Raw genomic sequence first — 15,338 nt, forward strand, 5'->3', positions numbered from 1 at the left:
GCTTTCCATTAAATTAACGCCTATGCTACACTACCGGACATTATGCGTTGGAAGGAGAATGAAAATGATCAAAAAATGGTTTTTAGGATTATCCCTTGGTACATCACTTCTCGTCTTATCAGCATGCGGCGGTGCCGATGAATCTGCAGAAAACGAAAACGCGCAACCTGAAACGCAAGAGCAAGCCCCTAGCGGCGAAGAAAATGCCGCACAACCAGAAATGCCCGAGCCCGACCTCGAAGGCATTCCTGAAGTCGTTGCACAAGTAAACGGCGAAGAAGTCAGCAAAGAAGATTTTGAAGCAGCATATACAGGCCAATTCCAACAAGCGGCCATGCAAGCCCAAATGTCCGGCCAGGAAATTGACCAGGATCAATTAAAGAATCAATTGGCAGAAAGCATGGTCGGCCAGAAACTGCTCATCCAGGAAGCGGAAAATCAAAAATTGGCCGCTTCTGATGAAAAAGTAAACCAAACTTTGGAGCAGCTAGCACAACAAAACGGCCTCGAAACCACAGATGAATTTCTGAAAGCTTTGGACGAACAGGGCATGAAAGAAGAAGAAGTTAGATCGCAAGTCGCCACACAAGTGAAGGTAGATCAGCTGATCGCTGAGTCTGCAGGAGATACCACTCCTAGTGATGAAGAGGTAGAAGCCGCCTATGAGCAAATGAAAGAACAACAAGAGCAAATGGGCAGCGAAGAAGAACTCCCGGCTTTTGAAGAACTAAAACCGGATCTTGAAGAACAAGTCAAGACGCAAAAAGAAAACGAAGCCACTCAAACACTCGTGGCAGAACTGCGTGAAAAAGCAGACGTGACCATTAACCTTTAATGCAAAAAACCAGATCCGGTTCTCCGGATCTGGTTTTTTCATGCGTTTATACGTTTCAATGGAGCAAACGCTTTGTAGCCTTATTCAACCAATTGGATAAATTGGCGTGTCCGTTCATGCTGCGGGTTTTCAAAGAAGGTTTTCGGATCCGCCGATTCGATGATGGTTCCTTGGTCGATCATGATGATACGGTCCGCCACTTCTTTGGCGAACTTCATCTCGTGCGTCACGACGACCATCGTCATGCCTTCTTCCGCGAGCTGCTTCATAACCTGCAGCACTTCTCCAACAAGTTCCGGGTCAAGCGCTGAGGTCGGCTCATCGAAGAGCATCACTTTCGGTTCCATCGCAAGTGAACGCGCGATGGCGACGCGCTGCTTCTGTCCGCCCGACAATTTACTCGGGTAGACGTCCGCCTTATCGCTCAAGCCGACTTTGTCCAATAGCTCAAGACCCAGCTTTTTGGCTTTATCCTTATTCATTTTCTTGACCGTGATCGGTGCCTCGATGACATTTTCGAGCACCGTCTTATGCGGGAACAAATTGAAATGCTGGAAGACCATGCCGACTTCGGCGCGGATCTTCGTCAGATTGTCTTTTTTCGCATCGACTTTCTTGCCATCAATCGTGATGGATCCTTCATTGATCATCTCCAGGAAATTGAAGCATCTGAGCAGCGTACTTTTGCCGGATCCACTGACCCCGACCAGAACAACCACCTCTTGGGGCTGGACGTGGAGATCCACGCCCTTCAACACCTCGAGATCACCAAAGGATTTGTGTATATTTTCTCCAATAATCATAATTGCTCCTCCTTAGGTTTTGTCCACATCAAGCCGGTTCTCATACCAGCGCAGCAAGTACGTGAAGATCATGACGAGCACCAAGTAATAAAGCGCAACGACAATGAACGATTCAAACGGCTGGAATGATTGGGCCGCTTCCCGGTTGGCGAGGGAGAAAATCTCCGCCACGCCGATAATATAGACAAGCGACGAATCTTTTAGCGTAATGATGAACTGGTTGCCAAGCGGCGGGATCGAACGGCGCAGCGCTTGCGGAAAGACGATCCGCTGCATCGTCTGCTTGCGGTTCATCCCTAGCGACATACTCGCTTCGCGCTGTCCCGGGTCTACGCCTTGAATTGCCCCGCGGAAAATCTCCGCGATGTAAGCCCCGTTATGGACACCGAGTGCGATGGCGCCTGCCCAGAAATTCGACATGGTATAAATTTCTACGATTCCAAAGTACAAGAACATGATCTGTACGATCAGCGGTGTACCTCGGATGATCGTAATATAAACATTCGCAATGCCTCGCAAAATCTTGGATCCAGAAATTTTCATCAAGGCAAACACCAAGCCGATTACCGTACCTAAAACAACACCGATTGCCGTTAATTGAAGCGTAACGACCGTAGCTTCAAGGAAGCCCGGATATGTCCGCATGAATACTTCAAAAACTGTTCCAAATAATTCAAACATAGTCGAATCTCCCTTCTATTCCCAGCAAATTTTTAGTTGAGAATTTCGACGCCTTCAAGATCGACATCAAGGAGATCGCGTCCAAACCATTTTTCCGAAATCTCTGTATAGGTTCCATTTTCAATGATAGTTGCCAAAGCTTCGTTGATCGCTTCAAGCAGCGCCTCATCTTCTGGGCGCACTGCTACAGCAGCTTGCTCGATCCATAGTGGATCCCCGACCATTTCGATTTCAAGTCCAGCATTCTGTGCTTCAAAGCCGACAACATCTGCTGTAATGACGGCATCCAAACGGCCTTCAACCGTCAAATCTTGTAGAGCGACAACATCACTATTGTAGTATTGGATGTCATCTGTGTATTTTTGTGCCGCTGTATCATACGTACTTTGTCCGACTACGCCAATGGTCGCGCCTTCTAGGTCTGCTTCCGACTGGATTTCGGTATTGCCTTCACGAACGAAAATCACGCCGCCAGAGTAGTAGTAAGGATCTGAGAAAGAAACTTGTTCTTGACGCTCTTCGGTAATAGCCATCGATCCCAAAATCGCGTCAAAGCGATCAGTCGTCAATCCTTGGATGATCGTTTCCCATGGTGTTGTGACCGGATTTGGTTCGAGTCCCATTTCTTCTGCGATGGCATTGCCGATCTCAATATCGAAGCCAGTTAAATTGCCGCCTTCTTCGTAGTTGAACGGCTTGTACAAACCGCTTGATGCAGTTGTGAATTTGCCTTCTTCCATAAGATTCAAATCACTTCCTGCTGCCCCTTCGCTTGATCCTTCCGAGCCGGTGGTGGAGTCATCCGATCCACAGGCTGCCAAAAGCATGCCTGCTGTTAAAATTACGCCTGCTGTTGTAAATTTTTTATTCATCTTGCTCTCCCCTTTTCGTATGAGTTTGACCAAAACGCCGGAGCGATTCGGGACGTGCCTGCGATGGGTGTTGTTATATGAAGATGTCCTGGTCGGTGTAAGCCGCTTCGAGCTGTGCGAGCTTTTCCTTCACCTTGGCATGTTCTTTGACGTACAAAAAACGCATGACCGAAGTCAATAATGCATGGACCGCCGTATAGGAATCGATATTCAAATTCGCGTTGACCGATACAGCCAGTACGAGATCGGCGTGTTTAGCGGCCGGCGAATCTTCTCTGTCGGTCAAGACGATGACTATCGCTCCTTTGCGTTTCGCTTGCTTCAATGTATCCATCAAGGTCCTCGTGTAGCGCGGGAATGCGAAAGCGATCACCGTGTCTTGCGGACCGAGTTCCCCGATCTGCCCATAATAAGCTGCAGTTCCAGGCTGCATCATCGTTGTATTCCCCAGTGCACTGCCGAGCCATCCCCCAAACCATTCGGCTAAGCCGAAATCGAAGAAATTGCCCGTGACATAGCGCTTGTCAGACTTGCTGATGCAATCGACCGCTTGCAGCAGATTTTCTTCGTTAATCGTTTCTTTAAGCTTCAGGATGCTGGTGATGTCCGCATCCAGCAGGTTTTCAAGAAACGACTGATCCGCAGCAGCAGGTTGCTCTTGCCGCGCAGTATTCAGACGCTCTTCTGCCAATTTACGCTGAAGCGTATGCTGAAACTCTGTATACCCTTTATAACCGAGCTTCTGCGTCCACCGAATGACGGTCGATTCGCTAACCTCCACACGCTTGCCTACTTCTAAGGCAGATGAAAAAGCGATAAATATCGGCTCGCGGAAAAAGAGATCGGCTATTTTTTTTTGCCCGGAACTAAATTCTTTATACGAAGCTGATACATTTCGCATTAAATCCTGCATATTCATACCCCCATCGCAAGAACACGCTTAGTTGCTTGTCAATTAGTATATACTTTTGCAGGATTCCCTGCAATATTTTACTGAAAATTCTGCTAGCTTTTATGACATTTTCCTCATAAATATACCGTCACATCAGCCTTTCCAGCAGAAATCCATAAACTAACTTTTTTTCGCCGTCCTCTGATTTTGCCACCCTGCCCTTTTCTTTCGTCTTTGCCAGCGATTGTTGTACACTATTTGTATAACTAATTTGGATGAGGTGCTGCACGTGAAATGGGAAAATCGGATTTTCAAGTTATTCATTTTTTGGTATATCTGCGGCGTCATCTTATTGAGCTTTGATTTATTGCCTCCTTGGCTCGAATGGGCCAATGCTTTCTTCCTGATTCTTGCAGGAACGCTGAGCTTCTTTTATTTATGGAGGCGCTTTGGCCCGGCAATTGGCGGGTCGATTGGCGTACTCATTTTCTTTTCGACGTTCATCGTTGAATGGGCAGGTGCTGACAGCGGTTTCTTGTTCGGATCATACGACTATACGGATCGATTTGCACCAAATGTCTTCGGTGTGCCGATAGCGATTGGGTTCGCTTGGCTTATGGTCATGGCGACAAGCCACGTCATCGCGCGCTGGATTGTGCCTGGCGGCGGCATTCTATATGCGGCCGTTGGCGGTATCGCGGCAGTCATCATTGATTTGATCATCGATCCGGTCGCCTATAAAGTGAAAGGCTATTGGCTATGGGAAGACACCGGCATCTATTATGAAATTCCATGGACCAATTTCACCGGGTGGTTTATCGTGGCGTTCGTCCTTCACTTGATACTCGATGCAGCGTTCAAAAAACAAGGACTCGAAGTGTCAGCTCGCCAGGCAGAAAAGCGTATGGCGTTGTTGTATGTGCTGATGATTGCCTTGTTTGTGTTGCTCGGTTTGATTGGCGGTCTATGGCTTGCGGCTGCTTTGACCTCTGTCCTGACAGCAGCAATTGTTGCTTTGGCATGGAAGAGGCGCCCCCAATGATCCAAGCCAAAAAGTCAGCGCTCTTTGAACGCGCATTCGCCACATATTTGATGCCATCGATTCGCAGGTCTTTTTCGCGTCTCTACGCCAGAAACATTCGCCAACCTAAAGGGCCGGCATTAATCATTTCTAATCACAGTTCTTGGTGGGACGGGCTATTGTTCTTTTTCCTGAACCGGCGCGTCTGGAATTTGGATGTCCACATTATGATGCACGAGCGAGGGCTAAAAGAATTTCCTTTTTTCCGCCGGCTCGGTGCCTTTTCAATCGACCGCAGTAACCCGAAAGACATTCTCGCTTCACTGCGTTATGCCGAAAATTTGCTAAAGCAAGGCAAAACGGTCATCTTGTTTCCGCAAGGCGATGAATTTCATTTGGAAACGCGCCCTTTGGAATTTCATACAGGGCTTGTTTATTTACTGGAAAAATGTCCAGAAATCCCACTTGTGCCGGTTCATTATTATTACTCGATGAGACGGGAAAAACATCCCGAAGTATGGGTCGACCAAGGCGATAGCTTGACGCTTAGCGATTTTCCGGAAGGTTCGCGGCATGAACGGACGGTTTGGCTTCAAGAGCGCGAAACTGCCGCGCTCGACCGGCTAAAAACAGACGTGCTTGAAGAGAATTACGGAGAGTTCCAGGAGATGCTGAAAAGGAGGCGCAAGTCATGATTACAGCTTTGATTGTCGTTCACATCGCCTTTTTCTTTTGGATCGCGGTCAACCGGCTGTTCCTCCCAGCATTGCCAAAACAGCCGGCAGTAAAAGCCAATCCTTTAGTATCCATTCTCGTCCCGATGCGCAATGAAGAGCGCAATGTGCCAACAATCATACGGTCGTTAAAAGAGACCGATTGGGAACGGGCAGAGTTCATCATCTTGAATGACCAGTCAACGGATGGCACCCAAGCGGCACTCGACCGGGAAATTGCCGGTGATAAGCGATTTACCGTCTTACAAGGTGTCGAACTGCCAACTGGATGGGTTGGCAAGGTCCACGCCTGCCATCAATTGCAAAAGCATGCATCCGGCGATTACTTGTTTTTTGTCGATGCTGACGTGCGCTTCCGCAAGCAAGCGGTACGGCAGACCCTTGGCTTGATGCAAAAACACCGTGCTGCCCTGCTATCAGGATTTCCCGCTTTTGAAGTGCCCGTGTTCTTAAGTAAATTGCTCGTACCGATGTTGCATTTCGTCATTTTATTCCACTTGCCATTAGCGCTCGCGAATTACGCGAAATTCCCAGCGGCCACTGCAGCGAACGGCATGTGGATGGCGTTTGAGCGCAAGGCATATGAGGCGATCGGCGGCCACGAAGCCGTGCGAACATCGCTTGTGGAAGATGTCCACATTGCGCGGACTTTGAAGCAAGGCGGCCATAAAGTGTTGCTCGCCAACATCACCGCTTCGGTCAAATGCCGCATGTACGAGACGCCTGCCGAAGTATGGGAAGGCTTTTTGAAAAACAGCTATACCGGCATCGGCCGTTCGCCACTGATTGCCGTTTTCTTAACTGTGTTTTACAGCATCTTTTACATATTCCCGCTATTTCTCGCAGCAGCCGGTGCCATTATGGGCAATTGGATTTGGATCGTGCCGTATGCCCTGACTGTTTTGCAACGCTGGTATGTTGACATGGTCACCAATCAACGCTGGTATTTGGCGTTTCTCATTCCCTTACAAGCTGCAGCGATGCTCGCGGTTATGCTAACTGCCATGAAAAAATCGCTGAAAAAAGAGTCCTATACATGGAAAGGCAGGCATTATTCATGAAACGACCACATATCGCTATTGTTGGCGGCGGGCTTGGGGGGTTGGCGGCAGCCATCACACTGGCAAACGCCGGGATGCGTGTTAGCCTATTCGAAAAGAACAGCCATTTCGGCGGCAAGTTAATGCCAGTGGAACTGGGCAGTTATCGATTCGACTTCGGACCGAACACGATCACTATGCCCCATATCTTCCGACAAGTCATCGAACAAACCGGACGCGACCCTGAACAGTATTTCCAGCTCGAAAAGCTCGCCGTCCATACGCGCAACCATTTCGCTGATGGCAGCCACATCGACTTTAGCGCAGACCGACAAGAGATGATTCGCCAACTCGAAACGCTGGATCCTTTCGCAGCAGAGAAATATGATGCATTCTTAGCTGAAGTGGCTCGTCTGTACCATTCGTCCGAAAAACATTTCTTCCCATTGAGTTTTCAGTCCTTGCGTGATTATTTATCCCCTTCACTAGGTGCCGCCATGCTGAAAGTACGCCCGCTTGAATCGATGGATCATTTCTTCAGCCGCTATTTCAAACATGCCGGCTTGCGCCAAGCGGTCGGACGCTATGCTACTTATATCGGCTCTTCTCCTTATAAAGCGCCGGCAACATTTGCGATGATCGCCCACCTCGAGCTTGCGCAAGGCGTCTTTTACGCAAAAGGTGGAAACACCAGCATTGCCCGGGGATTTGCCGAGGTCGCAGCGGAATGCGGCGTCGAACTGCATCCGGAAACAGCCGTCACCCGCATACTGACCGAGCGCGGGAAAGCGACAGGCGTCGAGCTTACGGACGGCGAACAAATTTCCGCAGATGCGGTTATCTTGAACGGCGACTTATTGTCTGCTTTCCCTAATTTGGTCGACGAAGCAGAACGTCCTTCATTCCGCAACGCGAAACGCGATCGATTCGAGCCATCAATTTCTGCTTTCGTCATTACGGCGGGTCTCGATATCCGCTTGCCGGAATTAAAACATCATAATGTCTTTTTTTCAGCCGACTATCCGCGTGAATTTCGCGAGCTGTTTACCGATAAGCAATACAGCGGCGAGCCAACCATCTACATCAGCAACTCGTCGCATTCCGACCCGTCTGTTTCGCCGCTTGGGGATAATTTGTTCATTCTCGTGAACGCCCCCGCTCTCACTGCACAAGGCGCTTTGCAAATTGATCCTGAACAGTATAAAGAACGAATTTATGATGTATTGGAACATCACGGGATTAATATACGTGCCCATTTAAAAGAAGAACGCATCTTCACCCCTGAATTTATCCGGGACAAATTCGGCTCTCACCGGGGCGCTTTATACGGGCCGTCTTCTAACCACCCTAAGGACGCTTTCTTGCGTCCGTCAAATGCCAGCCGCGATATCCAGAATTTGTTCTTTGTCGGTGGCAGCGTCCACCCAGGCGGCGGCTCCCCGATGGTCACATTGAGCGGTTTGAATGTGGCAGAGCGCCTGATCAAACGCTATCCGCCAAAATAAAAAAGCTGTTTCCATCCGTCACAGATGACGGATGGAAACAGCTTTTTTTAGTTATAAGCATTGCAAGATGGACTGTTTGGAATCGTCCGTGACGTAATGCTTTTCATGAAATACCGTATATTCTTTTGAGCGGATCGTCGATAGGATTTCCCGGTAAACGAGTGCAGCCCCTTTAACCGGTACGCGAGACGATAAAGGATAATCGTTGATCGTTTCGAATGCGCGCTCGTAATGGGATTCGGCGATGCTCGCCAGTTCTTCCCATACTTGAATGAATGATTCAGAAACCGTGCCGCTGCCAAGTGCTTCCTCCGCCAAGCCATACTTCCGCATGATCTCCTGTGGCAAATAAATGCGGCCCCTCGACAAATCTTCCCCGATATCCCGCAGAATATTAGTGATTTGCATCGCATAGCCCAGTGAAATTGCACCGTCTTTTAATAGCGCTGTACGCCCCGGAGCGAGGATCGGCAACAGCATCAAGCCGACCGTACTTGCCACATGATAGCTGTAATCCAGTAACTCATCAAGCGTCCGGTAACGATTGATCGTCAAATCCATTTCCTGTCCTTTGATCAATCCATAAAACGCACTGGCGTCCATATCGTAGCTTTCGAAGACATCTTCAAGCGCCAGCCACATCGGGTCGTCCCATTTAATGGAACCTGCAAGAAATTCATCGAACTCTTTACGGAATGCCCTCAATTCAGGCTCTGGATGGCTGCCCTCGTCAACGATATCGTCGACTTTTCGGCAGAAGGCGTAGACCGCCCATACGGCTTTGCGTTTCTCTTTAGGCAACAGGGAAAATGCTTTGTAAAAGCTCTTTGAATTGTCGGCGATAATGCGTTCGCAATAGCTATAGGCTTGCTTCAATTCCATCATGAACCGCCCCTTTCTTTCAAATCGCCGTGGATTCTGTCGGCCAACAATTTCGCTCCTTGCATAACGATTGGTATGCCGCCGCCCGGGTGGACAGAAGCTCCCACTGCATACAAATTATCGGTGTCATCCGGTTTGACCTGAGGACGAAAGACGCCGGATTGCCGCAAGGTCGGGCCAATTCCAAAGCTGCCGCCCTTGAACAAGCCGAATGCTTCTGCCTCTTTTGGCGTACGCACATCCATCCATTCAATCGATTTCCGGAGATTCGGAAACGACAATGTCTCCATGCGGTCCAAAATACGCCCGATCCATTCTTCGTCTTGCTTCCAGTCAATTTCTGTACCTGAAGGGACCGGCACTAGTACGTACAACACCGATTTGCCTTCAGGAGCCAGAGAATCGTCAATAACAGAAGGATGGAATGTGTAGAATGCGGGGTTTTCGGTTTTTTGCCCTCTGACAAACACATCTTCCATATGTTCTTTATAATCATCACCGATAAAGAATTGGTGAACATTGACGTCTTTGTACACCTTGTCCAACCCAAAGTACAAAAGCACACAACCCGATGAAGGCGTGTATTCTTTCTGTTTCTTCATCGGCGCCAATTGATTCATTCCAGGGAAATCGCCGTTGTAGACAATGGCATCGTATTGTTCTGTACCTTGTGCCGTTTCGACCGCTGTCGCACGGCCATTTTCTTTTACGATACGTTGGACTGGCGTTTCAAGCCGGATATCGGTACCGCGGCTTCGCAATTCATCTTCCATGACTGGAATGATGCTTGCATAGCCACCTTTCACATAATAGACACCGTGCTCATGCTCGCTGAATGGCACGAGTGAATACATTGCGGGTGCGCGGTAAGGATCTCCACCGATATACAAGGCCTGAAGAGAATAGGCCAGCTGCAGCCGTTCGTCCCTGAAATAATTTTCCATCAAGCGATGGACAGATTGCTGGGGTTTCAACTTCATCAAATTGCGGATATTGCGGAAGGTCCAAAAATCCGCTTTCCGGACAAAATCGTGTTCCAGAAAAGCTGGCTTGCCGATATCGAACCGCTTTTGCCCTTCGTCCATAAAACGGATAAACCCTTCTTTATCGTCCGGGAACTGTTCTTCAACTTCTTGTAATTGACGCTCACGCCCAGGATATTTCGTGTACACTTTGCCGTCTGTAAAACGAATTGTGTAAAGTGGGTCGCATAATAACAATTCGATGCTTTCAGGGTCGATTCCTGCCTGCGCAAATAAATCACGGAACATTTCAGGCAATAATACAATCGTCGGGCCTTCATCGATTCGGAAGCCGTCCCGTTCCACAAAGGCCATCCTGCCGCCAAGCTTATGTTCTTTTTCATAAATCGTGACCTCGTAGCCGAGCTTTGTTAAATAGAGCGCGCCCATCAAACCGCCGATGCCGCCTCCGATCATCGCTATTTTCATACATACCCCTCCACTTTTGGAAGCGGGCCGATCGGAATTCCGGATTTGCCGTCTTCTTTCAAAATGCCGTTCGCTGTAATGCGGGCTGATTCTAAGATGGTTGGCAAACCGCTGCCAGGATGCGTACCGCCGCCAACCAGCCAGCAATTGTCGAGCTCTTCGAATTTATTGTGCGGACGGAAAACCATCATTTGCGATAATTGATGTCCCAGATTGAACGTAGCGCCGCGGTACACGGAGTAATCCGATTCCCAACCGAATGGTGTCAGCATCTTCTCTACTTCGATATGGTCGCGCAAATCTTTGAAATCGGTTTTTTCTTCGATAATGTCCAGTACCAGTTCACGGAATGCTTCCTGCTCGTTTTCCCAGCCGATATCGCTGAAATTATTCGGCACTGGCGCCAGTATATAAAGTGCCGACTTGCCTTCTGGTGCCAAGGTCGGATCCGTCACGCTGGCGTTTTGGACGTAAATCGAAGGATCTGCCGACAAGATGCGCGACTTGGTCATTTCTTCGACGTTCCGCTTATAGTCTTTGGAGAAAACGATGGTGTGATGCGATAAATCGTATTTCTTGTCGAGCCCTAAATAAAGCATGAATGTCGAACAGGAATATTTTTTCTTATCGAGCTTTTGAGGAGTGTATTTTTTCAAAATACCAGGCTCTACTAGATGAGTCATGACATGGGCAAAATCGCCATTGATTACCACTTCATCCGCTGCTTCGCGGCTGCCATCGTATAGATCGACCCCTTTTACTGTCCGGTCCTCAATCCACAGTTTCTGTACGCCTTTATTGAGATGGATGCGGCCACCCATTTCCTTGACCGCCTTGGCCATTGCTGCAGACAATTGGTTGACGCCGCCAATTGGATGATAGATGCCGTATGCATGTTCCATATAAGACAGGATTGTGAAAGCCCCTGGGCATTCCCAAGGCGACATCCCTAAGTATTTGGACTGGAATGCAAATGCCATTTTCAAACGTTCGTCTTTAAAGTAACGGGATAGCACATCGTAAAGAGTCTTGCCTACTTCAAGTTCCGGAAGTGCTTTAATCACTTTCGGCTGCATCAGGTCCGTCATGCGGTCCATTTTCGTTTGCAGCAATGGAGACATCGCTTCGAGCTTCTTGCCTGTGTCGTTCATAAAACGCACATAACCGTCCCCATCGCCTTTGAAGTTTTCATCAATTTGTTTGCGCATTTCTTCCGGGTTGCGCGTCATCACCAAGTTCTGGTCTTCAAAGCGCAATTCGTACATCGGGTCCAGTTCGACCGCTTCCATATAATCATGGACATTGCGTCCAGTCGTTTCAAACAATTCCTCTACTAGATGAAGCATGCTCAAAAACGTTGGGCCTGTATCAAATGTGAAATCGCCTAAGGTTAATGCAGCATTGCGTCCGCCGATGCGGTCATTTTTTTCATAAATGTCGACTTGGTACCCTTTGCTGGCTAAAAGCATTCCTGCTGCCAAGCCGCCTGGGCCCGCTCCTATAATGATCATTCGTTTTGCCATTGCGTAAGCCCCCGTTTCGCTTGTTAAAAGTTATACAATATCTATACAAACAGTATATACATCTCTTCCCTAAAAGACTAATTATTTAACCTCTATACGGGACTTGTTTTCATATTCTTGGGTTCTGGTGAATAAAATTGCTGTATTGGATGGATCGTTGCTGTGAGCATGAAGCTCAGTGCCGTTTTCTATTGGAAATGGTAGAAGCACTTCACGTAGTAGGAGTTTAATAAAGATAGCGTGAGATTTTGTGTGTATTTGTTTCGGTTGCTGGATTGAGTTTCTGCTTGAGAGTCGCCGGCCGGCTTTGGGTTGGCCTCTTGCCGTAAGCCAGGAAGTGCGCCTGTCTTACGGCGTCGGCTCACCCTTTTGCGCTCGCCGGCTGAGTGATTTCGTTGATCACTGTGTGTTTAAGTAGATCTGCTTTTTTACCCAGTTGTCGGCTAGTGGGGGAATCGCTTCCCGGCATCCGGTATGTGTGAAGATAGTGAGAGTTTGTTTGTGAAATTTTTTCGGGGCTTGGCAATGAAGTTTCTTTTGGTTATTCGCCGCCTTGCTTGGGGTTGGCCTTTGGCAGTAAGCCAAGAAGACCATTTGTCTTACTGCGTCGGCTCACCCTGGGCGCTCGCCGGCTGAGAGATCTCGTTGATCGATGTGTGTTTAAGTAGATTTGCTTTTTTACCTAGTTGCCGGCTAGTGGGGGAATCGCTTCTTGGATGGTGGCTTGTCTTGTGGTGTTTATGCTGATAGCTGTCTGCAATAGGCATGCGCTGATTTATGGTATAGGGTTTTTCAGAAGCAGCCCTGTGAAAAAACGCCATAGAAAAAACCCGGCAGCTGAATCTGCCGGGTTTTGCTTATTTTAGGATTTTGATTTTCACGTTTTTGCGTCCCCATTTAAGCGCTTGGCTTTGAGTTGGGATGAAGACGTCGATTTTATTGCCTTTGATTGCGCCGCCCGTATCGCCAGCGACGGCGTAGCCGTATCCTTCCACCCATACTTTCGTACCGAGCGGGATGACTTTCGGGTCGACTGCGATGACTTTAGCTCCTGGGTTCTTCTTTAGGTTAATACCGGTTCTTGTAATACCTGAGCACCCTTTGCAATAAGCTGTATACGCTGTGGACGAAACCGTGAATTCCTTCACTACTTGATCCTTGCTTGAAGATGGAGTGGACGGCTTAGAGATGGTTTGAGCTGTTGTTTTTTTCAACTTTAATTGTTGTTTTGGGAAAATCAAGTTCGATTTCAAACCATTCCATGACTTTAAGTTGTTGACGGAAACTTTCGTTTGTTGGGAAATTTTATAAAGCGTATCGCCGCTTTTCACTGTATATACATTTGATGCTGCCGAAGTTGTAACTGAAGTTCCAATCAATAAGAGCAATGCCATTCCTAAAGCCGCCAATAATTTTTTCAAGTTCCTATCCCCTTCGCGTATCGGATAATTGCGCCTTGCGTAAATCGTCTGAAAGCTTTCTAGTAAAAATAAAATAGCACGGCAAGGTTACAATCATGTGACAGACTTAGGCATTTTTGATTACAGTTTCGATTTATTTCGTGACAAAAGAACTTATCTCTAAAAAAGACATGTGTAGTCATAGAAAAAAGACCCAATCCCGAGTGGTAAGTCTCAGGATTGGGTCTCTTCTTATTTTTTCGCTTTATGCACTTTTAAGGTTTTGCCTTTGACGGTTTTTTCTTTCATTGCCTTCAAAACATGCAGCCCTTTGCCATTCAAAATATCGATATACGTAACCGTGTCTTGGATTTTGATGATGCCGATATCTTCCGCCGTGATGCCCGGTATGCTGGTCAGTGTCCCGACAAAATCGACGGCGCGGAGCTTTTTCTTTTTGCCCCCATTGAAATACAGCTTCATGATGTCTTGGTTCAGTGCCGCCGCTTTATGTTTTTTCGGTTTCTGGCGGCTCTCGATTTTATCTTCGAATGCTGGTTTCGCTAAGGCAACCTGCTCTCTCGACGGCCGTTCTACGCGCGTAATCTCAAATCCTAAATAGTCTTCTGTTTCCTTCAAGAATTTGTCTTCGAATGGCGTGACGAATGAAATCGCCTTGCCGCTCTTGCCAGCGCGTCCTGTACGCCCCGCGCGGTGGACGTAGCTTTCCTTCTCGAGCGGGAAATCATAATTGATGACATGGGTGATGCCATCGATATCGATGCCGCGCGCTGCAACGTCTGTCGCCACCAAATAACGGAACTCACCGCGGCGAAAATCATCCATGACGCCGAAACGGTCTTCCTGGGTCATGCCGCCGTGTAATTGGTCGCTCGTATAGAACAAGCGCTCAAGCCCTTCCGATACAGCATCCACCTGGTCTTTCGTACGGCAGAAAACGATGCAGCTATCTGGATTTTCCACAACGGTGACGTCGCGCAGCAACTGAAATTTATCCTGTTCCTTGACAATTACAAGTGAATGTTCTATGCGTTCTTCCAAAGTATCAGCGGCCTGAATCCCGATATAGCGGGGAGAACGCATGAAATCACGCTGCAGTTTCTCCAGATGGCCTGGAAATGTCGCTGAGAACAGCATGGTCGTTCGTTGTTTCGGAAGCTGCTTAATGATCGATTCCACTTGTTCGATAAAACCCATATTGAGCATTTCATCAGCTTCATCGAGCACCAGGTACTCAATTTTGTCGAGCTTCAACGTGCCTTTTTCGATATGGTCGAGTACGCGTCCCGGCGTACCAACGACAATATGGCATTTTTGCTTCAATTCTTCCTTTTGATACGCAAATGGATGCTTGCCATAAATAGCGGCAGCTTTGATGCGCTTGAAGCGGCCGATATGGGTGATATCTTCTTTCACTTGATCGGCAAGTTCGCGCGTTGGAGTCAGGACCAGTACCTGCGGCTTGTTTTCATCCCAATCGACCAGTTCGCACAGTGGAATGCCGAATGCCGCGGTCTTGCCGCTGCCCGTTTGCGATTTGACAGTCAAATCTTGTTTTCCAAGAGCCGCCGGGATGACTTGCTGTTGGACTTCAGTTGGTTCTTGATAGCCCAATCCTGCCAGCGCTTTTACAATCGGTTCGCTGATACCGTAATCTTTGAATTGTTTCGTGTTCATA

General features: G+C 48.1%; 14 protein-coding genes. 5 read left to right on the forward strand and 9 right to left on the reverse strand.

Annotated features, from left to right (window positions below; genetic code table 11):
* Positions 1-64: 64 nt before the first annotated feature.
* Positions 65-835, forward strand: coding sequence for a SurA N-terminal domain-containing protein (locus BBI11_RS14210; protein ID WP_068464853.1), 771 nt, complete (start codon positions 65-67; stop codon positions 833-835).
* Positions 836-915: 80 nt separating this feature from the next.
* Here BBI11_RS14210 and BBI11_RS14215 read toward each other — a convergent pair whose 3' ends face one another.
* The 4 genes from BBI11_RS14215 to BBI11_RS14230 form a co-directional block, all read right to left on the reverse strand.
* Positions 916-1,638: an amino acid ABC transporter ATP-binding protein gene (locus BBI11_RS14215; RefSeq protein ID WP_068464856.1), complete on the reverse strand. Its 723-nt coding sequence runs from the start codon at positions 1,636-1,638 to the stop codon at positions 916-918.
* Positions 1,639-1,650: 12 nt separating this feature from the next.
* The gene (locus BBI11_RS14220; RefSeq protein ID WP_068464859.1) at positions 1,651-2,319 is read right to left on the reverse strand and encodes an amino acid ABC transporter permease; all 669 of its coding nucleotides are present in this window, start codon (positions 2,317-2,319) and stop codon (positions 1,651-1,653) included.
* Between the two features lie 32 nt (positions 2,320-2,351).
* Entirely contained in the window at positions 2,352-3,191 is an 840-nt protein-coding gene (locus BBI11_RS14225) for a transporter substrate-binding domain-containing protein (protein WP_068464861.1), read from the reverse strand.
* Between the two features lie 73 nt (positions 3,192-3,264).
* Positions 3,265-4,104 carry a MurR/RpiR family transcriptional regulator gene (locus BBI11_RS14230; protein ID WP_068464864.1) on the reverse strand — a complete coding sequence of 280 codons (840 nt, stop codon included), beginning with the start codon at positions 4,102-4,104 and terminating at the stop codon, positions 3,265-3,267.
* 268 nt (positions 4,105-4,372) lie between these two features.
* Between BBI11_RS14230 and BBI11_RS14235 the strand changes: the two genes are divergently transcribed.
* Genes BBI11_RS14235 through BBI11_RS14250 form a run of 4 tightly spaced genes read left to right on the forward strand, consistent with a single transcriptional unit; the run spans position 4,373 to position 8,383 of the window.
* Positions 4,373-5,125, forward strand: coding sequence for a carotenoid biosynthesis protein (locus BBI11_RS14235; RefSeq protein WP_068464866.1), 753 nt, complete (start codon positions 4,373-4,375; stop codon positions 5,123-5,125).
* Positions 5,122-5,799, forward strand: coding sequence for a lysophospholipid acyltransferase family protein (locus BBI11_RS14240; RefSeq protein WP_068464871.1), 678 nt, complete (start codon positions 5,122-5,124; stop codon positions 5,797-5,799). The genes BBI11_RS14235 and BBI11_RS14240 overlap by 4 nt, the downstream gene beginning before the upstream one ends.
* Positions 5,796-6,899, forward strand: a complete 1,104-nt coding sequence (locus BBI11_RS14245; protein WP_083389112.1) for a glycosyltransferase family 2 protein — start codon at positions 5,796-5,798, stop codon at positions 6,897-6,899. Before BBI11_RS14240 ends, BBI11_RS14245 begins: the two co-directional genes overlap by 4 nt.
* Positions 6,896-8,383 carry a phytoene desaturase family protein gene (locus tag BBI11_RS14250; protein WP_068465816.1) on the forward strand — a complete coding sequence of 496 codons (1,488 nt, stop codon included), beginning with the start codon at positions 6,896-6,898 and terminating at the stop codon, positions 8,381-8,383. The genes BBI11_RS14245 and BBI11_RS14250 overlap by 4 nt, the downstream gene beginning before the upstream one ends.
* Positions 8,384-8,434: 51 nt before the next feature.
* Here the strand turns inward: BBI11_RS14250 and BBI11_RS14255 are convergent, their stop codons facing one another.
* The 5 genes from BBI11_RS14255 to BBI11_RS14275 all read right to left on the reverse strand — a co-directional run bounded on the left by BBI11_RS14255 (position 8,435) and on the right by BBI11_RS14275 (position 15,337).
* A complete protein-coding gene (locus BBI11_RS14255) occupies positions 8,435-9,265 on the reverse strand; it encodes a phytoene/squalene synthase family protein (RefSeq protein WP_068465818.1) in 831 nt (276 codons plus the stop codon).
* Positions 9,265-10,716, reverse strand: coding sequence for a phytoene desaturase family protein (locus BBI11_RS14260; RefSeq protein ID WP_068464874.1), 1,452 nt, complete (start codon positions 10,714-10,716; stop codon positions 9,265-9,267). Before BBI11_RS14260 ends, BBI11_RS14255 begins: the two co-directional genes overlap by 1 nt.
* Entirely contained in the window at positions 10,713-12,239 is a 1,527-nt protein-coding gene (locus BBI11_RS14265) for a phytoene desaturase family protein (protein WP_068464877.1), read from the reverse strand. The genes BBI11_RS14260 and BBI11_RS14265 overlap by 4 nt, the downstream gene beginning before the upstream one ends.
* Positions 12,240-13,096: 857 nt before the next feature.
* Positions 13,097-13,660 carry a 3D domain-containing protein gene (locus tag BBI11_RS14270; RefSeq protein ID WP_068464879.1) on the reverse strand — a complete coding sequence of 188 codons (564 nt, stop codon included), beginning with the start codon at positions 13,658-13,660 and terminating at the stop codon, positions 13,097-13,099.
* A 231-nt stretch (positions 13,661-13,891) separates the two neighbouring features.
* On the reverse strand, positions 13,892-15,337 hold the full coding sequence (locus tag BBI11_RS14275; RefSeq protein WP_068464882.1) for a DEAD/DEAH box helicase: 1,446 nt from the start codon (positions 15,335-15,337) through the stop codon (positions 13,892-13,894).
* Between the last annotated feature and the right edge of the window lies 1 nt (position 15,338).

It is taken from the genome of Planococcus maritimus, from assembly GCF_001687625.2.
Lineage (GTDB): Bacteria > Bacillota > Bacilli > Bacillales_A > Planococcaceae > Planococcus > Planococcus maritimus.